Source organism: Corynebacterium sp. HMSC08D02, assembly GCF_001807505.1.
Taxonomy (GTDB): domain Bacteria; phylum Actinomycetota; class Actinomycetes; order Mycobacteriales; family Mycobacteriaceae; genus Corynebacterium; species Corynebacterium pseudogenitalium.
In genome coordinates, this window is the sequence record NZ_KV789260.1 from 93,285 (window position 1) to 120,111 (window position 26,827).

A 26,827-nucleotide genomic window follows, 5' to 3' on the forward strand; every position below is an offset into this window, starting at 1 on the left:
CTGGCCTGGCCTGGCCTGGTCTGGCCCGGTCTGGCCCGGTCGCCCCGAAAAAGTTCCCCGGCTCACGGTGAACTCGGGACCTTTCTTCGTGGACATACGTCGCCACCTGGGAAAACGTGAGTGCTGGTCGACCGGAACCGGCTTCAGGCCCAAAATGGTTCCCCGGCCCGGGAACTTCCTTCCGTTGAACTCGTGAACACCCCAGGTCACGCGGTGCAACACCGGGTAGGAAGGACACAGCGATGACGGTAGTCGTACTGAAGTGGCCAGCACAAAGACTATGGTGAAGCCGAGAATGAACACCCCGGCCGCACCCGCTACCGCCCACTGGCATATGGTGACCACCGTGCCCCCTCGGCGTCGTAGTCGACCTCCCCGCCGACCGCACTGGCCAGATACGACATATACCCGGATACCAGGGGTACGACGCACGGGGAAGCGAACGAGATCAGACCGGCAGCTGCCGCAACCAGCATGCCGAAACACCGAGGAAGATCATCAGTGGCCCGGTGAGTGGTCTGCAGCGACTCTGCCTACCTCGGCACTCAACCCTGCTGTGGGCGTTACTCGTAGCGAAGCGAGCTGAACATCCCGGTTTCCATGTGATAGGCGTTATGGCAGTGAAATGCCCACTCACCGGGGTTGTCAGCGATCAGGTCGGCGATCATGGTTTCACCGTGGCGGAGAAGGACGGTGTCCTTGCGCAGCCCGCCGCTGCCGGGCAGCGCCCACGTGTGTCCGTGGATGTGCATGGGATGGGGCATCATGGTCCTGTTGCGCATGACCATCCGCAGGCGCTGGCCCTCCTGCACGGTCGCGGAGGAGGATTGGCCGTCGGTGAGAATGCTCCATTCATACGGCATCATCTGCCCGCCCAGGTCGATGCCAACTTCTCGGTCTGGTGTGCCCTCGGGCAGGAGTGCACGGTCTGCAGGCTTCAGAGAGGACAGGAGCAGTCCGGTGGACGACAACTCGGGGAAGTCGACATCGGGGCGGGGGGCCTGGCCGCCGGCGGTGCGGATGACGGCGAAGGCGCGGTCGTCCTTACCCACCGCCAAAGCCGTGAGCGGGAAGACGCCGTCGTCGAGGATGACCTCGACGTCGACACGCTCGCCCATCGACAGGTAGATCGATTCGGTCTCCCTGGGCTGGACAGGGAAGCCGTCGGTGTGGGTGACGGTCATGCGGTGACCACCGAGGGCCACCTTGAAGATGGTGTCACCGCCGGAGTTGATAAACCGCAGGCGGGCCTTATCGCCCGGGCGAGCCTCGAAGGTTCGGTGAGCGCGGGGGATACGTCCGTTGATGAGGTAGTGCGGATACATCACATCGCCGGCATCCCCGCCCAGAACCCGGTCCGGGGTGCCGTGCATCATGTGGCCGTGACCTCCCATTCCCATCCTCCCGTTATGGTCGCCCGAACCCATTACGGTGAGCTTATCGAGCTCATCGTCGGGAGTGCCCTGAATACCATCGACCCAGTCGTCGAGCACGATGGTCCACTCGACGTCCTGGTCCTCAGCGTCTTGCGGGTCACGGATGATCAATGGGGCGTGGAGGCCGCGATCAAGCTGCAGGCCGGAGTGGGAATGGTAGAAGTAGGTGCCACCGTGGGGGACTTCAAAAACATAGGAGAAAGACTCGCCAGGTTCAATGGGGTCCTGGGTCATGCCGGGCACACCGTCGGCGGCGTTGTGGAGTGCGATGCCATGCCAGTGGATGGAGGTGCTCTCAGGCAATTCATTGGTGATATCGACCTGGAGGACGTCGCCGGCGGTGGCCTCAATGGCCGCATCCCCGGTGTCAGAGACGTATCCCCACGTCTTGGCTTCGATGCCGCCGATATCCAGGGAGAGGGGCCGGGCGGTCAGTGTCCGCCGCACCGTCGGCTCACCGAGCGCAGTGGGAGTGGGGCGAAGGGAGGAACCTGGTGCCGAGGCAGCGGGTCCAGGGTCGCTGGTGCAGGCGGCCACGGCCCCGGTGCCGGCGAGGACGAGCCCGCCGAGCAGAAACTGTCGTCGGGAAAACGCGTTCGTCATGATTTAACCTTCCTGGTGTAAGAATTCAGTGACACGGAGAGACAGGTGCAGATGAGGGCCCTGCTGAGCCATTACGTCAGGCGCAGGTCTGTGACACAGGTGGCACCGTCGTCGGTGGTGGAAAACTCCGTGGTACCGGTACGCCCCTGGTAGCTGACCTCAATCAGGCCGGTGACATCATCGGGAAGCCAGAAGCCAATAAACCCATTGTCGAAGGTGGTTGTCTCCTCGTCCACCAGCACCTCACCGGTCGCCTCATCGGTGATCTTGACCTGGATGTCCTCATTGCTGAGTTCCCCCACGCAGGTCGTGAGGCTGTGGTAGAAGCAGTCGTGGGTGGAGTTGAGATAGGGTGCGATCGAGACATACGTCTGATTGTCGGGAAGATCGACCACGACTTCCTGGTCACCGCTCGAGAGCAGCAGTTCATCGGCACGCACTGAGGCGATCAGATCCGTGGGGCGCTCAGTGACCTTCTGCCGGTCGAGGTGATCAATGATCTCCACCGCGTCCATGTCGGCCAGGCCATGGGTAGTCAGGAATGTATCTTGGGACACCGTCCCGTCGGCCGTGGGTTCCGGGTCGGCGGTCGAACACCCCGTGAGGGCGAGGGCAAGGGCGGCGGCTGCGATCGCTGCTCGTTTCACGTCAATCTCCTTGGATCGTGGTAACACTGTGAGAAGACACCGCCTCAAGGTCGGTGCCATACCGTTATCTTGCACGGGTGCCTGACGGAGTAGAAATCAAAAACCCTGCTCACAGCCTTATAACAGGGCGAAAAGGGGGTGAATTCAGTGGGCTAGGTCACCACCGGGACACCACTCCACAGCCGTGGGCGATGTCCTTCTACCCGCCCCGGGTATGCGGCGCAGGCAGTGAAATCCCTGGTGGCGCCTGCTGAACCGACCAGGGGAGGCGATGCCGCCGGCCCGGGGTGGGGGCACAGGGGTGACGGCGATCGAAGGGTGATGTTTGAAGATTTGATGAAGATTCCCCGCTGGGCACTGAGTGAAGGTGGTATTCCCCCCTGGCTGGCGCGATACTAGGGTCTATGGCTGACCACACACCGACCACCACCACGCCCCCGGGGCGGGTGCTGGTCGTCGATGATGAACAACCCCTGGCTCAGATGGTGGCCTCCTACCTCATCCGGGCAGGCTTCGATACCCACCAGGCGCACACCGGCACCCAGGCCGTGGACGAGGCTCGTCGCTTTTCCCCCGATGTTGTGGTGCTGGATCTGGGGCTGCCCGAACTCGACGGCCTGGAGGTATGCCGACGGATCCGCACCTTTTCGGACTGCTACATCCTCATGCTCACCGCGCGTGGCAGCGAGGACGACAAGATCAGCGGTTTGACCCTGGGGGCGGATGACTACATCACCAAACCTTTTAGCATCCGGGAACTGGTGACCCGGGTGCATGCGGTGCTGCGCCGCCCGCGCACCAGCACCACCCCACCGCAGGTGACCACCCCCTTGATCGTTGGTGACCTCATCCTTGACCCCGTCGCCCATCAGGTGCGGGTGGGGGAGACGACCGTGGAGCTCACCCGCACGGAGTTCGAGCTGCTGGTTGCCCTGGCCCTGCGCCCCGGCCAGGCGCTGACCCGCCACGACCTGGTCACCGAGGTCTGGGACACCACCTGGGTCGGTGATGAACGCATCGTCGATGTCCACATCGGCAACTTGCGTCGCAAGCTCGGCACCGACACCCGAGGCCGGGGGTTTATCGACACCGTGCGCGGCGTGGGCTACCGGATGGGGCAGCCATGAATCACGGACCCGGCCTGACCTTCCGCTTCCTGGCCGCCCAGGTGTTGGTCGTGGTGATTAGCCTGCTGGTGGCCACGGCCGTGGCCACGACGGTGGGCCCGACCCTGTTCCATGATCATATGTTGATGGCCGGCCGGGAGGACCCCTCGCTGGAGCTGTTCCATGCCGAGCAGGCCTACCGGGACGCCAACCTGATCACCCTGGCCGTCGCCCTGCCCACTGCCTTGATCAGCGCCCTACTGGCCAGCCTGTGGTTATCGCGTCGTCTGCGCACCCCCCTGCAGGATCTCACCCGCGCCGCTACCAGCCTAGCGGCCGGTAACTCCCGTACCCGCGTGCCCGCCGGAGAAGCAGGCCCCGAGGTCGCCACCCTGGCGCATGCCTTCAACACCATGGCCGACCGGCTGGAACACACCGAACAGGTCCGCCGCCAGATGCTCTCTGATCTGGCCCACGAAATGGGCACCCCCTTATCGGTGCTCACGGTCTACCTCGATGGTCTCCAGGACGGGGTCGTGGACTGGAATAATGCCAACCACACGATCATGGCTGACCAACTCACCCGCCTGACCCGGTTGATGGAAGACATTGACGATGTCTCCCGGGCCCAGGAACACCGGATCGATTTGGACCTGGTGGAGGAAGGGCTCGGGGATCTGCTCCATACCGCCGCTGCTGCCGCGGGGGAAGCTTATGCTGACAAAGGCGTCGATTTACAGGTCGAGACCATTACGGACACCGCCCGGGTGCTCGTGGACCGGCAACGCTTCGGCCAGGTGATGAGCAATCTCCTGTCCAACGCGCTACGGCACACCCCGGCCGGCGGGCAGGTCCGGATCAGCGTTCAGCGCCAGGGGGCGTCCACCGCGCTCATCCACGTCGCCGATGACGGCGAGGGAATCCCACCTAGCCAGCTCGGACACATCTTCGAACGCTTCTACCGGGGGGATGCCGCTCGCAGCCGGGACAACGGCGGGTCCGGTATCGGTCTGACCATCTCCAAGGCCTTGATCGAGGCCCACGGCGGCACTCTCACCGCCACCTCCCCCGGACCTGGTCGCGGAGCGGTGTTTACCCTCCGCCTCCCGCTGTCCCCTCCCGACAGTGAGGAGGCTGCTCGGTGACCACACCCTGCCTCGCGTGAGGGCCGTGCCCTCCACCCCTCGAAAATATACCTCAGGGGATATGCGTTAGAGCGTAGCATCGTCGCATCCCACCGACCCGAAGGAGCTTTCCCATGATCACGTCCCCGCCCCGCCTCTTGCCGATGGCCTCCCACGGCTGCAGCTGTTGCGGACCTGCCTCACGTGCCGACACTGCCTCCATCCCTGCCGCCAGCGACTCGTCAGCAGGAGGATCCTCCCCTAGCTACCAGGTCACCGGTCTGACCTGCGGGCACTGCGCGAAAAGCGTGGCCCAGGCCCTTCAAGCCCTCCCCCAGGTCGACGACGTCCAGATCGATCTCGCTGCTGGTGGTGTCTCCACCGTCACGGTCACCGGTGTCGTACCTCCGGAGATGGTTCGCCGGACCATCGAGGAGGCCGGCTACGCCGTCTTATCCTGATCAGTTTTACCCATAATCTCGACCCCGACCGGGTTGAGCGAAAGGAACGTCATGAACACTCCCAACCATTCCGGTGATCACCCCGCTCCGGAAACAGACCACACCTACCACCCGGATCATGCCAGCCACGAACACCACGCAGATGCCGACACCCACGGCCATGCGATGCCCCACGATCACCCGCACTCCGCCCTGGACGAAGACCACCACGTTCATGGTCACGGCGAACACGCCGGACACAGCACCGCAATGTTTCGGGACCGCTTCTGGTGGTCGTTGATTCTGTCCATTCCCGTCGTTATTTTCAGCCCCATGGTCGCCCAACTGCTCGGCTACCACCTCCCGGCATTCCCTGGATCCACCTGGATCCCCCCGGTGCTGGGCACGATCATCTTCGTCTACGGCGGAACGCCTTTCCTTAAGGGCGGATGGAATGAACTGAAATCCCGCCAACCCGGGATGATGCTCCTGATCGCCATGGCCATCACCGTGGCGTTTGTCGCCTCCTGGGTCACCACTCTGGGGCTGGGCGGTTTTGACCTGGACTTCTGGTGGGAGCTGGCCCTGCTGGTGACCATCATGCTGCTGGGCCACTGGCTGGAGATGCGCGCTCTCGGGGCAGCGTCCTCCGCGCTTGACGCGCTGGCTGCCCTGTTGCCGGATGAAGCCGAGAAAGTCACCGACGGGACCACCCGCACCGTGGCCATCTCCGAGCTGGTCGTCGACGACGTCGTGCTGGTGAGGGCCGGTGCCCGGGTGCCGGCCGACGGAACCATCATCGACGGAGCCGCCGAATTCGATGAGGCGATGATCACCGGCGAATCCCGTCCCGTCTTCCGCGACACCGGTGACAAGGTGGTCGCCGGTACCGTGGCCACCGACAACACCGTCCGCATCCGGGTGGAGGCTACCGGCGGGGACACCGCTCTGGCCGGGATCCAACGCATGGTTGCCGACGCCCAGGAGTCCTCCTCTCGGGCCCAGGCCCTGGCGGATCGGGCGGCGGCATTGTTGTTCTGGTTCGCGCTGATCTCCGCTCTGATCACCGCGGTGGTGTGGACCATCATCGGCAGCCCGGACGATGCTGTGGTGCGCACGGTCACGGTGCTGGTCATCGCCTGCCCGCATGCCTTGGGCCTGGCGATTCCGCTGGTCATTGCGATCTCCAGCGAGCGGGCCGCGAAATCCGGGGTGCTCATCAAGGACCGGATGGCGCTCGAGCGGATGCGCACCATCGACGTGGTACTCTTCGACAAAACCGGCACCCTGACCGAGGGTGCGCACGCGGTCACCGATGTCGCGGCAGCTGTCGGCGTCACCGAGGGCGAGCTGCTGGCCCTGGCCGCCACCGCGGAGGCCGACAGCGAGCACCCCGTGGCCCGCGCCATCGTGGAGGCCGCGGCCGCCCATCCCGAGGCGTCCCGTCGGCAAATCCGTGCAACTGGTTTCAGCGCCGCCTCCGGCCGGGGGGTCCGGGCCACTGTCGATGGCGCTGAGATCCTCGTGGGCGGGCCGAACATGCTGCGCGAGTTCAACCTCACCACCCCGGCCGAGCTCACCGACACCACCAGCGCCTGGACCGAGCGTGGGGCTGGTGTGCTCCATATTGTCCGCGACGGTCAGATCATCGGTGCGGTGGCCGTCGAGGACAAGATCCGCCCTGAATCCCGCGCCGCCGTGAAAGCCCTGCAGGACCGCGGGGTGAAGGTTGCGATGATCACCGGCGACGCCCAGCAGGTGGCCCACGCGGTCGGTCACGACTTAGGCATTGATGAGGTCTTCGCCGAGGTCCTGCCCCAGGACAAAGACACCAAGGTCATGCAGCTGCAGGACCGGGGTTTGAGCGTGGCCATGGTCGGTGACGGTGTCAATGACGCCCCCGCTCTGACTCGCGCGGAGGTCGGTATCGCCATCGGTGCCGGCACGGATGTGGCCATGGAATCTGCCGGGGTGGTCCTAGCCAGTGATGACCCGCGGGCAGTGCTGTCGATGATTGAGCTCTCCCAGGCCAGCTACCGCAAGATGATCCAGAACCTGATCTGGGCCTCTGGCTACAACATCCTCGCCGTGCCGCTGGCCGCCGGCGTGCTCGCACCGATCGGGTTCGTGTTGTCCCCGGCCGTGGGTGCGATCTTAATGTCTGCCTCGACCATCGTGGTGGCCCTGAACGCCCAGCTGTTGCGCCGTATTGATCTGGATCCGGCTCACCTGGCTCCGACCGAGTCGAAGGAGGAACACACCACGCCTACTCCGGCATCCACCGCCGTCCACTGATCCACCACTTCTCTCCACTGCCTCCATATGGCCCTGAAAGACCCCACCATGAGGCGCACCCCCTGTTCTTTCCGCTCTCGCCGTGGCCTCCACCCCGGCGCTAGCCGCCTGCGGTGAGGCCCCCGAGTCAGGCAACACCGATGCCACCACCTCGGCCACCAACACTGCGACGACTGAGGCGGACCGGGAGATCTCCGCCGATCACGACGACACGGACATCATGTTTGCCCAGATGATGATCCCCCATCACCAGCAGGCCGTGGAGATGAGTGAGATGCCCCTGGCCAAGGAGGGTATCCTCGCCCAGGTTGTGGAGTTTGCCCAGGGGGTTATTGACGCCCAGGGACCGGAGATTGACCGGATGAACGCCATGCTCGGGGCCTGGGGCCCGCAGCCACTCCCTCGGGAGGATTACTACAATCCTATTGCTACACTTTGCAGATTAGGCCGCGCCGTTCGGCCACAACCGCAAATCTGTTCACAAATTCGCTAAGCGGGTTTTGCGAGACCTAGCGCCTCAGATCACCTCACACCACCAGCTTCTCCGCGCCGCCTGGCACCGCGTTAGACTGTCTGGCATGATCAAAAAACCGTATGCAATTGCTGCTGACTACGTTGCCATCGCCGCGTTCGCGCTGCTCGCGCGCATCGCGCACCAGACCGAAGACATGCCGCTGAACTTCTTCGGCTGGTTGGAAACCTTCCTGCCGTTCGCGGTCGGGCTGGGGTTGGCGTGGCTGGCCACCCGCAAAGACAAGGGGTGGCTGATTTGGCTCATCACGATCGTGGTGGGCCTGATCATTTGGGGCTTCTACCGCCACAAGCTGCCGCACTACTCGTTCGTCATCGTGGCGAGCAGCATGTCGGCGCTGCTCATGCTGGGATGGCGCGGTGCAGCGAAACTGATTCTGAAGCGGCGTTAGCTCGACAGCCAACCCATGTTGGCGAGGAAGTCGCCGCCCTGGAGGGCGTAGATCATCCACACGAGGTGGTTGATGATGTCTCCGGCGATGTCGAGTGCTGAGGAAAGCATGAAATTCTTCTCCTTATGTGTTTTAGAGGGGACTGATGGTGTGCTTCTTCGGCAGGTCTTGCTCTTGTTTGGTGGCAAGTTGGCGAAGGGCGCGTCGTAAAGAGAGGCGGGTTTGGGACGGCTCGATCATCGAGTCGATGAACCCGCGTTCGGCGGCGACGTATGGGGAGGTCATGGTTTCGTCGTAGAAGTCCATGAACATCTTCTTCATCGCTTCGCGCTGGGCGGGGTCCTCGATGGCGGCGAGCTGCTTGCCTTGGATCATGACAACGGCGGCGGAGGAGCCCATGACGGCGATTTGCGCGGTCGGCCAGGCGAGGTTGATGTCGCCGGTGAGGTTCTTGGAACCCATGACGGCGTAGGCCCCGCCGTATGCTTTGCGCACGATGAGGGTGACCTTTGGCACGGTGGCTTCGACGACGGCGAATGCTAGTTTGGCGCCGCGGTGGATGAGGCCTTCGCGTTCCTGGTCGACGCCGGGCAGGTAGCCGGGCGTGTCCACGACGAAGACGAGGGGGATGTTGTATGCGTCGCAGGTGCGGATGAAGCGCGCGCCTTTGTCGGCGGCGTCGGCGTCGATGCACCCGGCCTGGTACATGGGGTTGTTGGCGACGAAGCCGACGGTGCGGCCGTCGATGCGCCCGAAGGCGCAGATGAGGTTCTCGGCGTATCCTGCCTGGATTTCGACGAGGTTCTCGTCGTCGCCGAGCTGCACGAGGAGGTCCATCATGTCGTAGCCGGCGTTGGTGTCGTCGGGCATGAAGGTGTCGAGGGCGGAGTCGTCGAGGTCGTCGTCCTCGGGGGCCCATTCGACGGGGGCTGGGTCGAAGGTGGACGTCGGCAGGTGGGCGAGGAGGTCGCGGACGTAGTCGAAGGCTTCTTCCTCGGAGCCGACGACGGCCTGGATATTGCCGGACTGCTCCTGCACGCGGGCGCCACCGAGTTCGGCGGAGGTGATGTCTTCGCCGGTGACTTCGCGGATGACGTTGGGGCCGGTGACGTACATTTCGGACTGGCCGTCGACGGCGACGACGAAGTCGGTGGTCACGGGCGCGTAGACGGCACCGCCGGCGGACTTGCCCAGCATGATGGAGATCTGCGGGCTGCGGCCGGATAGCGGGAGCTGGCGGCGGGCGATCTCGGAGTACATGGCCAGGGACGTCACGGCGTCTTGGATGCGGGCACCGCCGGAGTCCTGGATGCCGATGACGGGGCAGCCGATCTTGATCGCGAACTCCATGACCTCGACGACCTTGCGGCCGAAGGTGACGCCGACGGAACCGCCGTAGACGGTTTTGTCGTGGGCGTAGACGGCGACGGGGCGGCCGTCGACACGTCCGTAGCCGGTGACGACGCCGTCGGAGTAGACGGCTTTCTCGTCGCCGGGTGTGCGGGCCAGGGCACCGATCTCGACGAAGGAGCCTTCGTCGAGCAGCGCGGCGATGCGCTGGCGCGGGGTGGTGTTCCCGGCGTCGTCGCGGCGCTTCCGCGAGCGCTCTGAACCGGGGTCCTGCGCTTTTTCTAGACGTGCACGCAGGTCAGTGAGCTTTTCTGCGCTAGTTGCCATTATCAATCCATTCGTTCATGTACTTGCCCACGATGCCAACCGCGGGCTCGTCAACTACTGCCAAATGGTCGCCCGGCAGATGGACGATCGTCAAATCCTTCACGATAGCGCCCCAGCCACCGTCCTCGTCAATGTGGGCGTAGGCCGGCTCCAGGGTAATGGCGCCGTCGTGCATGCGCTCGGCGCGGAACAGCAGCACCGGCACCTGCACGTCTGCCCAGCGGGCGAAGTCGAGGCGGTTGAGGATCTGGTTATCGACGAAGGACGCGCGCTGGTGCTCCAGCACACCGGCGGCGAGACCGTGCTCGGAGGCGTCGGTGGTGGCCAGGAACTCGGCCAGCATGTTGAGCACCGCGTCCTCCCCTGCCGTCTCCAGCAGGTCGAAGGGCACCGGGAAGTCCAGCCCGTAGGTGTCCTTGGCAAACTTGGCGTAGCGCTCCCAACGCGCCTTGGTCTCCTCCGGGGTGTCGGGGGCTGGCTCGGACGGCTGGGTGGTGTCCAGCAGCGCGATGTACGCGATGCGGTCGTTGCCCAGCTGGTGCGCCACTTCGTAGGCGAGTGCGCCACCGAAGGACCAGCCCGCGAGCACGACCTTGCCCTCGGGCGCGATGCGGTTGATGTCTTCCACGTAGGCCGCGGCGCGCTCTTCGAGGGTGCCCTCGAGGCGCTCGACGCCGTACACCGCGACGTCGTCTGCTAATCGACGAGCCAACGGCTGGTACACCGCACTGGACCCACCGGCCGGGTGGAACACGAACACTGGCGGCTTGGTGGTGTGCTCTGGCTGCTGCAGCACCCGGATGTTGCCTTCGACCTCGGTTTCGAGGCCCTCGCGCACGATGTCGGCGAGCGGCTCGAGCGTTTCCGCGTCCTTGACCTGCTCCGCGGTCACGGTGATGCCGGAACGCTCGCTCAGGTGGTTGGCGATGGCTTCGGCCTGCGCGTCGTCGATGGCGGGCAGCTCGGAGGTCACGCCCGCGGCGGCGGTGCCGGTGAACTTGGCCCACGCGCCGAAGACCATGCGCTCGGAGGCGTCGCGGGGTGCGACGCCGACGCCCTGGGCGCCCTCCGACTTCTCGGTGGGTTCGGCAGCGGCTTCGGCTGGCTCAGCGGCAGCATCAGCGGTCTCAGACTGCACCCCGGCGACCGCGTCCTCGACGATGCGGATGACGTCGGCGACGGAGGCGTCGCGAAGCGTTTGTACTGGCAATGGCGGGATCTGGAAGTCGTTCTCCACGCGGTTCTTGATGCGCATGCCCATCAGGGAGTCGAGGCCGAGGTCGATGAGCGGTAGCTCGTCGGGGAGGTCCTCGGCGTCGTAGCCCATGGACTCGGACACGATGGAGCGCAGGCGCTGCGCGACGGACTCGCCGGAGTTCGGGTCCCAACGGATGGCGTCGACGTCGGCGAGCTCCTCCACGGCCGGCGCGGCGTCACCAGTAGCCTCAGCTATTGAGTCCTCTTCAACAGCACCGCCAAGGTCGAGCGCGGTAGCGAAGCCCTCCGCAAGCAGCGTGTCCTCGTGGAACACCTTCACGCTCACCCCGCCGAGCGAGGTCGCCGCGATGGTGGTTACGTCGCCCTCTGCAGGCAGTACGTCGTGGTCCTCGTAGGCCACCACCCGGGAGCCGGGCAGGACTTCGGCGGCGACGGCGTCGATAATCTGGTGCGGGCTAAACAGCGTGTCCGCGGCCGTCGAGTACGCGACCTGGCCCTCCGGCAGGCGCACCTTCGCGCCGAGCAGCGAGGTGTGCGCGGAGGCGGGGCGCGCGTCGGTCCAGAACTCGGAGCGCTTGAACTGGGTTAGTGGGGCGTCGATACGCGGGCCGCGGCCGTAGAACGCGGTGAAATCGACGGCGGTGCCGGTGACGTACAGCTTCGCGGCGAGGTCCAAAATGGACTCCACCTCGTCGACCTTGCGCTTGCAAGTGAACAGCAGCTGCGCGTCCGGCTTGCCCGAGGCGAACGCGGTGTTCATCAGGCCCATGATCGCCACCGGGTTCGGTGCGACCTCCACGAGCGTGGTGTAGCCCTCGGCGAACGCGGTCTCGGTGGCCTGCTGGATGTAGACCGGCTGGCGCGTCATGCGCAGGAAGTATTCGTCGGTGTGCACGATCTGGCCCGGCTGGTACACCACGCGCTCGTCGACGCTGCTCAGCAGCGGTACGCGCAGCGGGCGCGCCTCAATCCCGGCGATCTGCGCTGCCAGGTCGCCCAGGATCGGGTCGAGCGCACTCGTGTGCCCGGCGCCGCGCACGCGCATCAGTCGTGCGAACTTGCCTTCGCCTTCCAGCTTCTCGACGAGCCCCTTCACCGCACCAACGGGGCCGCCGACGGTGAGCATGCCAGGCCCGGCGAACACGGCCGCTTCGACGCCCGTGCCCTCCAATTGATCAGCACTCAATTCGACGACGGCCATGGCGCCCTCGGCGTCGGTGTCGGCGGTGAGCGCTTCGCCCTCACCCATCAGGCGGGCGCGGTGGCACGCGATGACCATCGCGTCCTTCGCGCTGATGCCGCCGGAGGCGTAGCCCGCGGCAATCTCACCCATGGACATGCCCATCACGGCGGCCGGGCGGATCCCGGCGGCGTCCAGCATGTCGGTCAGCGCGATCTGGTAGGCGGTCACCGCGACCTGGCCGGTCTCGGTATCGTAGGTCAGCCCGTCATCCTCGATGATTTCGATGATGGACCAGCCGGCCTCGAACTGGACGATGGAGTCCAGCTCACGCATCCGCTGCGCAAACAGCGGCGAGGATGCCATGAGCTGCTTCGCCATCTTGCGGTGCTGGGAGCCGAAGCCGGAGTACACAAACACCGGGCCGAGCGCGTTCGGCGAATCCGCCACGGCGATACCGGGGCCGACCTTGCCCTCGGCGACCTGGCGCAGCCGTTTGACGGCCTCCTCGGTCGTTGCGGCGGTAACCACCGCGGCGGAACGGCCATGGTTACGCAGCGCTAACGACCGCGCAAAAGGAATAAGGTCCGCGTCGGGGCGTCCCTCGAGCGCGTCGGCAAGCCCGGCTGCTGCGGTCTTGCGGCGCGAGGTCAGAAGGCCGCTGACGGGCAGGGTGGCCGTCGATACGCCGGTGAGCGCCTCGAGGCGCTGCGGTGCTGCCTCGTAGTCGGCCGGGTCGAACTCCTTGACCACGACGTGCGCGTTCGTGCCGCCGAAGCCGAAGCCGGAGACACCCGCCACGCGCCGACCAGAGTACTGCGGCCACTCGCGCGGGTCCTCGACGACTTCGAGGTTGTTGGCGTCGAAGTCGACGTAGCGGTTCGGGCCGGCGAAGTTCGCCATGGCCGGGATCGTGTCGTGCTGCAGGGCCTGGACGACCTTGATCAGCGCGGCCACGCCCGCGGCGGACTCCGAGTGGCCGATATTCGACTTCGCCGAGCCGAGCAGCAGCGGCTGGCCAGCCTCGCGTCCGGCACCGCAGACCTGGCCCAGCGCGGTGGCCTCAATCGGGTCGCCGAGGATGGTGCCGGTGCCGTGGGCCTCCACGAGGTCGACGGTGCGCGGGTCCACGCCCGCGTCGGCGTACGCCTGTTGCAGCACATCCACCTGGGCCTCCGGGTTCGGGGCGGTCAGGCCGTTGGAGTGGCCGTCCGAATTGGTGGCGCTGCCCTTGATCACGGCGAGGATGTCGTCGCCGTCGGCGATGGCGTCCTCCACGCGCTTGAGCACGATGAACCCGGCCGCTTCCGAGCGAACGATGCCGTCCGCGTCATCAGAGAATGCGTGGATCTTCCCGGAGGGCGAAATCACGCCCAGCTCCGAGAACATCAGGGAAGCAAACGGGTTGGCCAGGATGTTCACGCCGCCGGCGAGGGCGACGTCGGCTTCGCCCTCGCGAAGGGCGCGCACCGCGTGGTGCACCGACACCAGCGAGGAAGAGCAGGCCGTGTCCACGTTCATGGACGGCCCGCGGAAGTCGAAGGCGTAGGAGATCCGGTTCGGGATCACCGCGCTGGACGCGCCGGTCAGCGCGTACGGGTGCGCCTGCGCCGGGTCAGCGCCCATGAGCATGCCGTAGTCGTTATTCGAGGAACCGACGAACACGCCCACGCGCTGCCCACGCAGCGAGTCGGCGGGGATGTGGGCGTCCTCAAGCGCCTCCCAGGCGACCTCCAGCATGATGCGCTGCTGCGGATCGATATTCTTCGCCTCCAGCGGGGACAGGCCGAAGAACTCGTTGTCGAAGGCGGCGATGTCGTCGAGGTAGCCGCCGTCGGTGGCTTCCTCACGCATCTTGGTGCGCAGGAACGGGTCCGAGTTGTACTCGGACCAGCGGCCCTCCGGCAGCGGGCCGGTCGTGACCTCGCCTGCGGCGATCAGCTCCCAGTACTCGTCCACGTTATTCGCGCCCGGGAACCGCCCGGCCGTGCCGACGATGGCGATGTCGTGACCCTTCGCCTCCACGTCGCGGCCGGTGGCGACGACGTTCGACGCCGCCGGGGCGTCAGCGGTCAGCGCGTGGGCCAAGGCAGCGATCGTCGGGTACTGGTAGGCCACGGTGGGGTCAATGCGTCGGCCCAGTAGCTTCTCCAGTTCCCCGGAGAGAACCACTGCGTCGCGGGACGAGAGCCCGTAGGACTCAAACGGGGTGGTCGCGTCAACGCTTTCCACACCTGTCGTCTCCGCAACCCACTGTTGCAGCCACTGGATCAATGCATTCTCACTCATAGCATCCAACCCTATCGGTCGTGCCTTTCTTTTCGTTATCAGCCTTGGTAGTTCTTCGCGTTGACCTGGCGCGCAATCTTGCCTGAGGAGGAACGCGCGATCTCGTTCGGCGCGTAGAAGCGGATGTCCGACGGCGCCAGCCCGTGCTTCGCGGTCACGGCGGAGCGGATCGCGGCGATGGCGTCGGCGTCGCCTTCCGGGGTCGCAGTCTCGGCGCGCTCGACAAGCAACACCAGCTTTTCGACGTCCTCCCCCGGCACCGCAAACGCCGCCACCGAATCCTTGCGCACATGTTCGCTGGCCTCCATGACGGTGGCCTCGATGTCCTGCGGGTAGTGGTTACGTCCTGCGACGACGATGAGGTCCTTGACACGGCCGGTGATGTAGAGGTGGCCGTCGAGAAGCGTGCCCAGGTCCCCCGTTGCCAGCCAGCCGTCCTTCGGCAGGCCTTCCTGGAGCGTGGCGCCGATGGTGTTGCCGAAGGTGTCGGCGGTGTCGCGCGCGCGGTCCTGGTAGCCGAGGGCGATGTTCGGGCCGTGTGCCCACAGCTCGCCGATGGTGCCAGGCGCGACCTCGTCGTGGGTCTGCGGGTCGACGACGGCGAAGTGCATCCATGACACCGGCTGGCCGTTGGAGGCCATCACAACGCCGCCATCTGTCTCTACCGCAAGCCCCTCGGTGAGCTTGTCACGGTCGAGGGTGACGAACTTGGGGCGGTCCGGGGTCTGCGGGGTGGAAACGAGCAGGGTCGCCTCCGCGAGCCCGTAGGAGGGGCGCATCGCTTTGCGGTCCAGGTTGAAGCCCTCGTAGGCCGCAATGAAGCTGTCGACGCTCGGCTTCGTCACCGGCTCAGAACCGATGACGAGGGCGTCGAGGACGGACAGGTCCAGGTCCTGCGGCGCGTGCCCGACGGCACGAGCGCACAGCTCGAGCGCGAAGTTGGGCGCCGCGGTGAAGACGTGGATGTCCTCCGGGTCGCTCTCGCAGCGACCGAGGCGTTCCACCCAGCGCATCGGCTGCTGGATGAAGTCACGCGGGGTGAATAGCTCGAACTCGCTGCCGAGGATGATCAGCATCATCGAGATGATGATGCCCATGTCGTGGTGCAGTGGCAGCCAGCACGGCACGCGCATCGGCTGTTCCAGCTTCGCCGCCGTATAGATCTGGATGACGTTAGACACGATGGACTCGTTGGTGAGCATCACGCCTGCCGGGTTGCGGGTGGAGCCGGAGGTGTACTGCAGGAAGGACACATTGTCCGACGTATCGACGTCCCCCTCCACCTGTCCGGCCACCCAGCCGGCAGCGAGCGTGTCCGGCAGCGCGTCGACCGCGATGATGCGCGGGCGTTCCTTGCCCGGCAGCTCCGCGAAGAAAGCGCGCACTGCTGGCGCGCCCTGCTTGTTGGTGAGCACCACGTTGGCCTCGGCGTCGGCGAGGACGGCGCGCAGGTGGCCTTCGTGGCCTGGCTCGGTCGGGTCGTAGAGCGGCACCGGGATCTGACCAGCGTACATGGCACCCATGAATCCGAAGATGTACTCGGGGCAGTTGTCCGCCAGGATGGCCACGCGGTCCCCCGGCTTTCCGATCTGCTGCAGGCGCGCCGCCACCGACTTGATCCGTGTGTTTACTTCCGCGCGCGTGAACGTGCGCAGCGCCCCGTCCGGGTCTGCGGAGTAGTCCCACGAGCGGATATTGATGGTGTCTGTCGCACCGGCTTGTGCCGCCGCCCCGTAGAGCATCTCGGTCAGGGCCGGGATGGTGAAGTTCGGCGGGAGTTTGATCTGGCCGGTTTCGTCAATAAACCGCTGAATCAGTACTTGGAGATCCATGGGCACTCCTTGTAGTCAGGTCCTAGAATTAGTTAGTTTCTAGAAAGAATCAATTACGGACATTGCCCAATCTACAGCCCATTGCGGCGTAGTGGTACCCGGAATCACATCCGGGTTCGTGGCATACATTGCGTGATTGCCGTTGGCCAGCAACAACGCACTCGCGCGGTCCACAGCATTTCCGATATCCTGCGGCGCGTCACAGATGGAATCATTCGGCGCACAAATCTCGTACGCACGGTCAGCCACCTGGCCGAAGCCACCCTGCCGCGCACCGGTCATCGTCGCGCCCGGCGTCGCCGCGCTGACAACCATCTGCAGCGGGCGCAGCGCAATCTCAGCTCCAACGCCACGCAGCTCAACACCAGGATTCACGCCGACGCCGTTCTCGCGGCGCCCGTCCGCAATCATCAACGAGCCCAGCAGGCGCTCCGGCGGCAACGCGTGCGTCCCCGCGCCAATCTGGCTCGTAATATCGCCCGCAATCACCGCGCCCTGCGAGAACCCTGCCACAATGAACTTCGTCGACGGACACTGCTCCGCCACAAACGCAATCTCACCGTTCGCGCGCGCCGTGCCCTCAGCGCGGGACTCGTCGTAGCTCATCTCGTTGCGGCCCTGCGGAGTCTGGATGTTCCGGAACTGCGCCGTGTACGGCACCGTGAACACGCGCACCTGGTCAATCGGGTAGCGCTCCTGCAGCGGCTTCGTAATCGACAGCATGAAGCTGTTCGGGTTCGCCTGCGGGGCGAAGGGGTCGTCGTCAATTGACGATTCCCACGTGCCCGGAATCGAAACGAACTCCACCGTCGGGCACCAATCCGGCTCCTGGCGAGCCTCCGTCGACGTGCCCGGCTCACCCGGCTCAACGACACTCGGCCCGTCCTGGTTCTTGAGCCACTGGAATACCCCCAGCCCAATCGCCGCGAGCACCACAATGACCGCAGCTACAACGCCTGCTCTGCGCATATTACTCCCTTACTTGCACAGCTTGGACTGCGCGGTTTCACCAATCAGCGCCGCCACGGCATTCGCATCCAAATCGGTGCGGCGCTGCTCTACCAGCTGCCCCGCAACCGCATCGCGCGTCACGGAGTCACCATTGCACACCGTCGCGCCCGTCGCCGTCAACTGATCCTCGACGCCCTTCACATTCACGCCGCTTTGCTGCAGCTGGTCAAGGAACGCCTGCTCTTTCGGGCTAAACGTCGGCGCCTGCTCCGGAATCGAGGTCACCTCGCGCGCCGGCTGATCCGCCGGGCCCTGGTTTTTCGACGCCGGCTTCGCTCCCTCCGACGTCGTCGCCTTCGCAGTGCCAGACGCCGACGACGTTGCCGTCGGCGGGGCCTGCGTCGCCGTTACGTCATCGCTTTCCACCGTCGTGCCACCGCAGGCCGCCAAGCCCAACGCGAGGCAGAGGCTTGCGCTCGTCAGCAGTCGCTTCATCGCCGCTCCTTACTTCCGCTCGCGGACCACGCCGTTGACCTGCTCCAGCGTTCCGTGCTGGAAGTCAATCACCAGTCCACCGGCAGGGATTTCGCGCATGTCCGAGGTCGGCCAGCCCATCGCGCCCTGCTCGTAGCCGCGCTTGCCCCACTCCTCGAAGATGTCGCCATAGAGCACCACGTGTGCGCCGGTCTCTGGCGACCAGTAGATGTTGCCCTTCTCGAACTGCTGGAAGAACCCTCCGCGGATCGCGATCTCGTTGCTCTTCGGGTAGCCCAGCGCGCTCGTCGCCGTGCCCAGCTCGCCGTACTTCTCGGCGATCGCGCCGTGGACAATGTTGTGGCTCTTATCCGGGTTGCGGGTCAGGAACCCGCCCTGGAACTTCTGCACGTAGCCCTTGCCCACCTGGTTCGCCTCAGCAACCGGGTACTTCAGGTCGCCCGTCTCGTAGCCGTTCTCGCCCCAGGCCTTGAACATGTCGCCAGGGATAGCGTAGGCGCCAGTCTGCGGCGTCCAGTAAATCGAACCGTTCTCGAAGTGGACGAAGCGGCCGACGCCGTCCGGCGTCTTAGTCTCACCGGTGGTCGGGAAACCGAGCCAGCTCGACGCGCCACCCAGGCCGCTGTACTTCGCCAAAATCGCGCCGAACAGCGGGTACGCACCCGTCTTCGGGGACCAGAACGCGGTACCACCACGGAAGTCCTCGGCCTTGCCCTTGCCGTCAGCGACGTCGTACTCGTTATTCACGCAGCTACCGATCACACCAGACTTCGTCGCCTCAGCAATCGCGCCCACCGGGTTGCAGTCCGAACCGCGGTCCGCCTCCGCCAACGCCAACGCATTCGCGATGTACGGCCAGGCCTGCGTCATCTCAAACTGCCAGTACTCCCAGGAGTGCACGCCCGACGGACGGAACTTCACAACCGGCTTCACCGGCGTCCGCGACGCGTAATCGACGAAGGTCTGCGTCGACAAGCGAGAAATCACCTCAAGCCCGACACCAGCCGGGTTCGCAGCGCCCTTCGCCACCGACTCCGGGTTACCAAAGTCATCGCGGCCCGAGCCCGAGGACACGTACACCGTCATGTCCTTCAACGCCTCAATGCCAAGCTTCGGGTCGTGGTCAATCCAGTCCTGCGACCCAGCCGGGCCCCACATCGCCTCCGAGTCGTAGCCGCCCGCATCCATCTGCGCGGCCTTAATCGCCGTCGGCATACCTGTGGTCGTGGTGTCCAAGTAGCCAGAGAAGGAACCCACGAACTTGAACAGGTGCGGGTTACGCTCCGCCAGGTTAATCGCGGCGGTACCACCCATCGAGATGCCCACCACAGCGCGGCTGTTGTTCGAGCGGAACTCGTTGTTCAGCACCGGGACGAGCTCCTTCGTCAAGAAGGTCTCCCACTTGTAATTCTTCCCGTTGTTCGGGCGCTGCCAATCCGAGTAGAACGAAGACTCGCCACCAACCGGCAGGATCACGTTCACGTTCTTGTCAGCGTAGAACTGCTCAATATTCGTCTCGATGGTCCAGCCATTCTCATCATCACGAGCACGCAGACCATCCAGCGCCCACACCTCAGGGAACTTCGCCTGCGGATTCGAGTGCCAGTCACGCGCCAGCAGGATCTGCACCTGCATCAGCTGCTCCGGCATCGCCGCCGAACGAATAAACACAGCCACGCGGCGGTTCGTCAACCACTCAATGCGGTCCACGCTCACGCCCTCAGGCAGGCCCGGGATCTGCGGGTTCTTATCAACCTCAATCGGCGTCCGCTTCGGCGGGTCCGACGGCCGAATATTATCCGACAGCCCACCACGGTTACTCGACAGCGGCAACGACGACTGCGCCGCAGCCGACGTCGACAACACCGGAACTAACGACGCCACCATCGGCACCGCTGCCGCAACAATCGCAGCCTTCTTCATCCGATTCATAGGGGAACGGGTCTCACGCATGAATTTCCTGCCTCAACTCTTCTTCTGGGCTTTTGCCATTTTTTGGGTGTGCACAACCAGCGCCGCGTGCTCTACGACCAACTCCGAGGGTTCCCCTCCCCCGGAATCAACCAGCGACGGCGCTAACAAATCACTCTAAAGGTTAAGTATGCCTTGAGAGTTTAGCCACCAGACACGCCGGAGCGCCACCGAGTTATTTGGCGTTGGGTGGATATCGGTGCCAAAAGACACAATCGTTTTCGACTAGCCCTTTTTTGAACTGCAAATACGAAAAGTACCAGTTTGCGAATTGCGTCCTGTGGCACTCGCGCCCTCAGCGCAGACAAAAAGAACCCCGCCAGGCGAGGCTGACGGGGGCAAGAGCCAAAAACTACCAGGCGTTCATCACGTTGAGGATGCGCGGCTTCGTGTACTCAAGCTGCTGGCCGAACTGTTCCCAGTTGTGCAGGCCAACAGGCGTGAACACGGCGGTGTGCTTGACGCCGGTGGCCGTGGCCTTGGCGCTCCACAGGCGTGTGGTGAAGTTCGCGACCATCTCCAGCGCGATGCCGGCGGCCTTGTGCTGTGGCAAGTAGCGGTCGTCGCGTGCGGATGGAGTGCCGCTTCCGGCGGAGACGTAGACGTCGCGGCCCCGCAGGTTACCCATGTTCAGGAATGGGTCGTTCTCGTAGCGGCGGGGATCAAAGATGGAGCCCCACATGGCGTTGAGGTTGTAGAGGCCGCCGTCGAGAAGTGCGAGGCGCAGCGCGGTTTGGGCGCCGGGGATGGTGGTGGTGAGGTAGCCGGAGTAGGACAGCACCTGGCGGAACTGCTGCGGGTGCAGCGCGGCGAGGTTGATCGCGGCGGTGCCGCCCATGGACAGGCCGAGGATGGAGTTGTTCGTCGGGGATACGCCGAAGTGGCGCTGCAGGTATGCGGGCAGCTCCTTGGACAGGAAGGTGTCCCACTTGTAGGTGACGGGGCTGTTGAAGTTGTAGGTGGCTGGCGCGTTCCAGTCGGTGTAGAAGGAGGACTGGCCGCCGACAGGCATCACGAGGGTGATGTTGTGGTTGACGAAGGTGCGTGCTGCGTTGACGTCTTGGACCCAGGCGTTGGTGCGTTCGGTGGCGCGGAGGCCGTCGAGCATGTAGAGGCCGGCGTTTCCGCCGCGCTGAGCGGGCTGGATCTGGACGGTGATGTGGCGGCCCATTGCTGGCGACCAGACGGTGCAGCGTTGTACCCAGTAGCCGACGCGGTCCCACTCGCAGGTTCCGGTGGAGTCGGGGCGCAGCCAGTCACGGTTAGCGGCTTGTGCTTGGGGGGCGGCGACGATCATCGACAGCGCGGTCAGGAGCGCTACCACTAGGCCCATGAGTCCGTGGCGGTTCTTCATACAGCGTTTCCCTTTCTCAGCAGTTTGCTACCAAACTACACGGGTACCGCTATGGATACCCAAATCCTCGCCTTGGCTGAGCCGTGCCTGTTCGTCGTCTGTGAGGTAGCTGAGGTAGGTGGAGGGGTCGTCGGAAAGCTGGAGGGTTCGGCCGTTACCCAGCGAGTATTTGATGTTCTTCCAGAAGCGTTCGCGGCTCATTGGCTCGCGGGAGGTGGCGAGCAGCTCGGCTATTTCGGGGCTACGGAGTGCGGCGCGGGCTTGGCGTGCTTCGTCCTGGTCGATCCACTCAGGCAGCTTTGAGAGGTCGACGGCCGTGTCCGCAACTTGCCATTCGGCGGCGAGCTGCTTGTCGTGCCCGACGCGCCCTTCGGGATCGCGCGGCATGCGGGCCGCGAGCGGTGTGGCGAGTCCGACGGTGTCGAGGACGCGCACGTCGAGAGGCGCGTTCATGCTGGTCATCCCGAGGTTGATCAGGTAAAGCGACAACGGGTAGGCCTGCAGGTCACTGTCAGCCTCGGGGACGCGGGGGCGCGGGTACCAGGAGTAGAGCTCCGGGTCGCGGCTGATAAGCCCCGGTGCGATCTGCGCAGCACCAGCGTCGCGGGCCTCGATGACAGCGTCTGTGTAGTTCATCATGAGTTTCGAGCCCAGGAAGTCTTCGGCGTAGCGCGGCGGGTTGTCTGGTTCGCGGTTGACGGCCATCGTCCAGAACTCGCGCTCGTCAACGATGCCGAGCTCTTTCGCCGTCCTGCTGTGGATGTCCTCGTCGAGCGGGTGGGCACGCACCACAATTATCGACGCCCACACCACCAACACCAGCGCAACCACCACGTTGAGGCGCGTCAGTGGGGCGGCCATCACCGGCAGCAGCAGCGCGAAGAGCGGCAGCAGCCACATGCGTCCGTGCATGAAGTCGCCGCCGACGCGCAGCACGTACAGGATGTGGATCAGCGCGCACCCCACGACGAGCGCCACGATGGCGGCGCGGCGTCCGGTGACGAGGAGGCGTCGTAAAGAAATAAGGAGTACCGCGATGACCAGCAGGAGCGGCAGGTACAGCGCGTAGGGCCCGATGAAGTCCCAGGCGTATGTGGCACCTTCGGCCCACTCGCTGCCGGAGGCGGACTTGGCCACCGCGGTGTGCGGGGTGAGCAGCCCGTAGTAGCCCATGCGGAAGATCTGGTAGGCGGCGGGCACGGGCAGCGCGGCCGCCAGGATGCCGAGCGTCTTGCGCGGCGAGTACACCAACAGGACCAGGCCGGTCAGTCCGCCGTAGAGCGCCAGCTCGGGGCGGACCAGCCAGGACAGCCCGCACCAGAAGGCCAGCCAGTAGCCGACCACGGGGGCGGCGCGGCGCGCGGTGCCGCCCGCCCACTGGACGAGTAGCGCCCACCACGCCGCCAGCCACAGCAGGGACAGGCCCCACTCCAGCCCGGAGGTGGCGAAGTCGCGCGCGGGCGGCAGGGCGAAGTAGACCAAGATGCCCAGCGGCACCACCGGCGCGGTGCGCCAGAACCTGCCCGCAGCGTAGGTGGCCAGCACCGCCGCGACGACGGTGCACAGCAGCGCGAGCCACATCGCGATGGTTTCCAGGCGGGCGTCGCTGACCATCGCGAAGGCGGTGATCAAGTACTGCCACAGCGTGGAGGTGTTCGCCTCCACGCGCTCGCCTGCGTTGAAGACTGGGCCATTGCCGGCCAGCAGGTTGCGCACGGTGCGCAGGACGATGAGGCCGTCGTCAGACATCCAGCGCCTGGTCCACCCGCCCCAAAATGCGAACACGCCCGCAATGGCGCACGACAGCAGCAGCGTCACCCGGGCGTTGATCTTCATTGCGCCAATGTTACTAAGCCAGCACTGGCACCACGTAAACTGCCAGCACAATGCACAGTATCCAGGCCGCGGCCAGCATCTGCAGCACCCGGTCTTCCAGGGCAATCTCGTCCGGCGCGCCGCCGTGACCACCGTCAACCTTCGCGGCGTAGCGCAGGATCGCGATCACAAACGGCACCATCGAAATCTGGTACCAGACCGCGGCCGCGCCCTCGACCGAGTTGGAAAGCTGGAAGCCCCACAGGGCGTAGCTCATCACGACGGCGGTCGCGGACAGGGTCCACACGAAGCGCAGGTAGGTGGCCGTGTAGCCCTCCAGGGCCTTGCGGATCTTCGCGCCCGTCTCCTGCGCCAGCAGCAGCTCCGCGTAGCGCTTGCCCGACGCCATGAACAGCGAACCGAACGCCGCGACCAGCAGGAACCACTGCGACAGGTCAATGTTCGCCGCCACGCCACCGGCCATCGTGCGCAGCATGAACCCGGAGGACACCAGCGCGATGTCAATGACCGGGATGTGCTTCCAGCCGAAGCAGTAGCCGAGCTGCAGCGCAATATAGATGCCAATCACGAGGGCGAGGGCGAAGCCGTCCGTCGCTAAGAAGGAGAGGCCAAGCGCTGCGACGATGAGCACCACCGCCATCGCGTAGGCCAGGTTGATCGGCAGCATGCCCGAGGCGATCGGGCGGAAGCGCTTCGTCGGGTGCTCGCGGTCGCTCTCCACGTCGCGGGCATCGTTGACAAGGTAGATCGAGGAGGCGCCGAAGCAGAACACCACGAACGCCAGCAGCACGTCCAGCGCGGTGCGGGACGTCCAGGCCTCCGTCCCAGCGGCCAGTGGAGCCGCCAGCACCAGGACGTTCTTCACCCACTGCTTCGGGCGAAGGCCCTTCACCATGGCGTCGGGAAGGTTCTTCGGCGGGACGCGTACCTGCTGGTAGTCCACGCCCTCGGTGTGGGGCTCCGGCTTCAAAAAGGGTTCGTGCGGTTGCGTGTTGCTCACTTCAGCTGCCTTTCCACCTTGATCGTCGCTTTGGCGCACCCGGCGCCGAGCAAAGCACCGACAATAGTATCCGTCGGGTAGTGGACGCCAAGGAGGTTGCGGGAGAACATCATCACGGGCACGAGCAGCAGCGGCCACTTCTTGCCCGTGATGTCCATCAGGTGCACCGCGGCCGCGCCCGTGTTCGTCGCATGCGAGCTCGGGAACGAGAGCTTGGAGGGGGTGGCCACGCCAATGTTCACGCGGGGGTCATGCGGCCTTGGGCGCCGCACAATCCGCTTGATGACGACGCTCGCCGCGTGCGCCACGAAAGTGCCCACGCCCAGCGCCAGCCACTTCGAGCGCCTCTTCTTATCGACGCCCGCCCCGAGCCCCGCGACGGCCAACCAGCCAAGGTCGTGCTCGCCGAAGTGGCTCAGGCCCCTGGCCGCCTTGACGGCTGCCGGGGTGTACGCCGCGTTCTGGATCGCGACGAGGATATCAGCCTCACGCTTGCTCATCGAACACCTTCCCCCAGTTCTCAGCGCTGGTCAGCGCCGGTTTCGCGGCTTCGTACTGCTGGCGTAGCTCCTGCCAGCGCTCCTTGATTTCTTCCTGTAGCGCCTTGGTTTCGCGCAGCAGGTCGTCCGCAAGCGCCTTGTTGCGCTTGCGGAACGCCACACCCGTGCCACCTGCCGTGGCCACCGTCGCCGAGTCGAGGCGGGCCAGCGTGAACCAGCGGGCCTCCTCCGCGGTGAGGTTCAGCTGCGGCGCCTCCCAGTGCTCCTGGTTCTCCTGGGTGAACTGGTGGCGCAGCGCCTTGACCGCCCACGGGATCTTCTTCAGCTTGGCCAGGCGCCCGCCGATGTTCTTGGTGGGTACGCCCGGCGCGCCCGTCGGCGCTGGCAGCTCCGTTGCGGAGGAGACGACCTTGGCGTCGTCGTAGTTGGCGCGGATCTTCTGGATGCGCGGCAGTGAGGTCTCAAGGATGTCGAAGAGCTGGTCCGGGCCGGCGAGGAAGTCCTTCATGGCTTCCAGCTGGATGGCCATGGTGGAGTATTCCATACACATGATGTGCTTGTAGGTGGACTTCAGCATGTTCTTCAGCATCGCGTCCGGGGAATCCGGGCCGTACAGGGAGGCGACGATGAGGCGGTTACGCATGTGGAAGTAGGCCTGCCAGTCGATGGCGTCGTCCTTATCGGCCCAGGCCATGTGCCAGATGGCGACGCCCGGCCAGGTGACCGTCGGGAAGCCGGCTTGCTTGGCGCGCAGGGCGTACTCGTTGTCGTCCCACTTGATGAACAGTGGCATCGGAAGGCCGAGCTTCTCCGCGACGACGCGTGGGAAGAGGTTCATCCACCAGCCGTTGTAGTCCACATCGACGCGGCGGTGCAGGGCACGCGACGTCGTCTTGCGAGGGTCCAGCTCTTCTTCCTCAGTGCCGAGGTAGCCCAGCGGGTACTTGGCAAAGTCGTGGTCGTACACCGCGTGCTCCGCGGCGCGGAACATGAACACATCCTTATCGACGGCCTCTCCCGTCGTCCGCAGCTGCGACCGGTCCTGCAGGTTCAGCATCTGGCCGCCGACCAGGATCGGGGCCTTCGCGTAGCGGGCGGCCTGCACCGCGCGCAGGATCGAATCCGGCTCGATCGCGATGTCGTCGTCCATGTAGAGGATGTATGGGGCGTCCGTGGTGCGCAGCGCCTCGTACATGATGCGGCCGTAGCCGCCCGAGCCGCCCAGGTTGCCCTGGCGGAAGATCTGCAGCTTACCCTGCAGGTTCTTCTCCGCTTCCTTGAAGTCCGGCAGGTCCGACGGGTGCTGGTCGCCCTGGTCGGGCATCAGCACATCGGAGATGGATTCGAGCACGAACGGGTCCTCTGCCAGCGCGTGCAGGGCGTTGACGGCGTCGCGAGGCCTATTGAACGTCGGGATGCCCACCGCGACCTGCTTCGGCTCCGGGCCGGTTTTGCTGCCGTCCGGCATCGTCTGTGCTTCCGGCTCCTTGTCGGAGAACCAACCCGCGTTGCGGATCGTCGTGTCCGTTTCCGCCGTGACGTCGAACCACAGCCAGCCGCCGTCCTCGAAGTTACGCAGCGGCAGCACTACCTCCAGCACGCCGTCGCTGGCCTCAGCGTTTTGCACAGCGATGCGCTTGCCGTCGTGCTTCGAGCGGTAAATGGAGACAGTCGCCTGCCCCTCAACCTCCATCGCCAGCACAACGTTTTCCAGCTGCGACCAGCGCCGCCAATAGGATGCCGGGAACGCATTGAAGTACGTCTCGAAGGAAACTTCCTCCCCGGCGGGGATGGATACGCTCGTCCGGTCCGCCCACGTCAAGCGCTGCTTGTTCTGCTCTGCCTCGATGAGGTACAGCATGCGGACGTCGTGCGGTTCGCCCTTCTTCGGCATCAGCACTCGCTGAAGGACTTCTACTGCAGTCGTGGTTTCCACAGGTCTCACTTTCG

19 protein-coding genes and 1 pseudogene are annotated in these 26,827 nt (G+C 65.1%); 6 read left to right on the top strand and 14 right to left on the bottom strand.

Translation table 11 applies throughout. The features are described 5' to 3' along the window. Positions 1-261: 261 nt before the first annotated feature. The 3 genes and pseudogenes from HMPREF3170_RS12010 to HMPREF3170_RS10830 form a co-directional block, all read right to left on the bottom strand. Positions 262-476: pseudogene (locus tag HMPREF3170_RS12010) on the bottom strand (cytochrome c biogenesis protein CcdA); the annotation flags it as partial. Between the two features lie 87 nt (positions 477-563). Beyond that, positions 564-2,039: a multicopper oxidase family protein gene (locus tag HMPREF3170_RS10825; RefSeq protein ID WP_070479637.1), complete on the bottom strand. Its 1,476-nt coding sequence runs from the start codon at positions 2,037-2,039 to the stop codon at positions 564-566. Between the two features lie 71 nt (positions 2,040-2,110). Beyond that, positions 2,111-2,686, bottom strand: coding sequence for a CueP family metal-binding protein (locus HMPREF3170_RS10830; RefSeq protein ID WP_070479638.1), 576 nt, complete (start codon positions 2,684-2,686; stop codon positions 2,111-2,113). Between the two features lie 404 nt (positions 2,687-3,090). On the opposite strand from HMPREF3170_RS10830, the gene HMPREF3170_RS10835 reads away from it, so the two are divergent. The 6 genes from HMPREF3170_RS10835 to HMPREF3170_RS10860 all read left to right on the top strand — a co-directional run bounded on the left by HMPREF3170_RS10835 (position 3,091) and on the right by HMPREF3170_RS10860 (position 8,574). Further along, entirely contained in the window at positions 3,091-3,813 is a 723-nt protein-coding gene (locus HMPREF3170_RS10835) for a response regulator transcription factor (RefSeq protein ID WP_070479640.1), read from the top strand. Beyond that, entirely contained in the window at positions 3,810-4,937 is a 1,128-nt protein-coding gene (locus HMPREF3170_RS10840; RefSeq protein ID WP_070479642.1) for a sensor histidine kinase, read from the top strand. Before HMPREF3170_RS10835 ends, HMPREF3170_RS10840 begins: the two co-directional genes overlap by 4 nt. A gap of 113 nt (positions 4,938-5,050) precedes the next feature. Beyond that, on the top strand, positions 5,051-5,377 hold the full coding sequence (locus HMPREF3170_RS10845; RefSeq protein WP_070479644.1) for a heavy-metal-associated domain-containing protein: 327 nt from the start codon (positions 5,051-5,053) through the stop codon (positions 5,375-5,377). Between the two features lie 51 nt (positions 5,378-5,428). Further along, positions 5,429-7,651 (top strand): copper-translocating P-type ATPase, encoded by a 2,223-nt coding sequence (locus tag HMPREF3170_RS10850; RefSeq protein ID WP_070479645.1) that lies wholly within the window; start codon positions 5,429-5,431, stop codon positions 7,649-7,651. An 82-nt stretch (positions 7,652-7,733) separates the two neighbouring features. Further along, the gene (locus HMPREF3170_RS10855; protein ID WP_083290996.1) at positions 7,734-8,144 is read left to right on the top strand and encodes a DUF305 domain-containing protein; all 411 of its coding nucleotides are present in this window, start codon (positions 7,734-7,736) and stop codon (positions 8,142-8,144) included. A gap of 85 nt (positions 8,145-8,229) precedes the next feature. Beyond that, on the top strand, positions 8,230-8,574 hold the full coding sequence (locus HMPREF3170_RS10860) for a DUF3054 domain-containing protein (protein WP_070479647.1): 345 nt from the start codon (positions 8,230-8,232) through the stop codon (positions 8,572-8,574). Positions 8,575-8,706: 132 nt separating this feature from the next. On the opposite strand, the gene HMPREF3170_RS10865 is transcribed toward HMPREF3170_RS10860, so the two are convergent. The 11 genes from HMPREF3170_RS10865 to HMPREF3170_RS10915 form a co-directional block, all read right to left on the bottom strand. Then, the gene (locus HMPREF3170_RS10865; protein ID WP_070479649.1) at positions 8,707-10,251 is read right to left on the bottom strand and encodes an acyl-CoA carboxylase subunit beta; all 1,545 of its coding nucleotides are present in this window, start codon (positions 10,249-10,251) and stop codon (positions 8,707-8,709) included. Beyond that, complete coding sequence (locus HMPREF3170_RS10870) at positions 10,241-14,938, bottom strand: type I polyketide synthase (protein ID WP_070479651.1); 4,698 nt, start codon at positions 14,936-14,938, stop codon at positions 10,241-10,243. The genes HMPREF3170_RS10865 and HMPREF3170_RS10870 overlap by 11 nt, the downstream gene beginning before the upstream one ends. A 38-nt stretch (positions 14,939-14,976) precedes the next feature. Next, complete coding sequence (locus HMPREF3170_RS10875; protein WP_070479653.1) at positions 14,977-16,770, bottom strand: FadD32-like long-chain-fatty-acid--AMP ligase; 1,794 nt, start codon at positions 16,768-16,770, stop codon at positions 14,977-14,979. A gap of 39 nt (positions 16,771-16,809) precedes the next feature. Next, positions 16,810-17,739: a cutinase family protein gene (locus tag HMPREF3170_RS10880; RefSeq protein ID WP_070479655.1), complete on the bottom strand. Its 930-nt coding sequence runs from the start codon at positions 17,737-17,739 to the stop codon at positions 16,810-16,812. Positions 17,740-17,748: 9 nt separating this feature from the next. Then, positions 17,749-18,216, bottom strand: coding sequence for a DUF732 domain-containing protein (locus HMPREF3170_RS10885; RefSeq protein WP_070479656.1), 468 nt, complete (start codon positions 18,214-18,216; stop codon positions 17,749-17,751). A gap of 9 nt (positions 18,217-18,225) precedes the next feature. Then, on the bottom strand, positions 18,226-20,169 hold the full coding sequence (locus HMPREF3170_RS10890; protein WP_070479658.1) for an alpha/beta hydrolase-fold protein: 1,944 nt from the start codon (positions 20,167-20,169) through the stop codon (positions 18,226-18,228). 370 nt (positions 20,170-20,539) lie between these two features. Next, positions 20,540-21,541: an alpha/beta hydrolase gene (locus tag HMPREF3170_RS10895; protein WP_070361775.1), complete on the bottom strand. Its 1,002-nt coding sequence runs from the start codon at positions 21,539-21,541 to the stop codon at positions 20,540-20,542. A 27-nt stretch (positions 21,542-21,568) separates the two neighbouring features. Further along, the gene (locus tag HMPREF3170_RS10900) at positions 21,569-23,377 is read right to left on the bottom strand and encodes an arabinofuranosyltransferase AftB family protein (protein WP_070479660.1); all 1,809 of its coding nucleotides are present in this window, start codon (positions 23,375-23,377) and stop codon (positions 21,569-21,571) included. 13 nt (positions 23,378-23,390) lie between these two features. Next, on the bottom strand, positions 23,391-24,377 hold the full coding sequence (locus HMPREF3170_RS10905) for a decaprenyl-phosphate phosphoribosyltransferase (RefSeq protein WP_070479662.1): 987 nt from the start codon (positions 24,375-24,377) through the stop codon (positions 23,391-23,393). Continuing rightward, a complete protein-coding gene (locus tag HMPREF3170_RS10910) occupies positions 24,374-24,877 on the bottom strand; it encodes a phosphatase PAP2 family protein (RefSeq protein WP_070479664.1) in 504 nt (167 codons plus the stop codon). The genes HMPREF3170_RS10905 and HMPREF3170_RS10910 overlap by 4 nt, the downstream gene beginning before the upstream one ends. Next, complete coding sequence (locus HMPREF3170_RS10915) at positions 24,864-26,813, bottom strand: glycosyltransferase (protein ID WP_256365846.1); 1,950 nt, start codon at positions 26,811-26,813, stop codon at positions 24,864-24,866. Before HMPREF3170_RS10915 ends, HMPREF3170_RS10910 begins: the two co-directional genes overlap by 14 nt. Between the last annotated feature and the right edge of the window lie 14 nt (positions 26,814-26,827).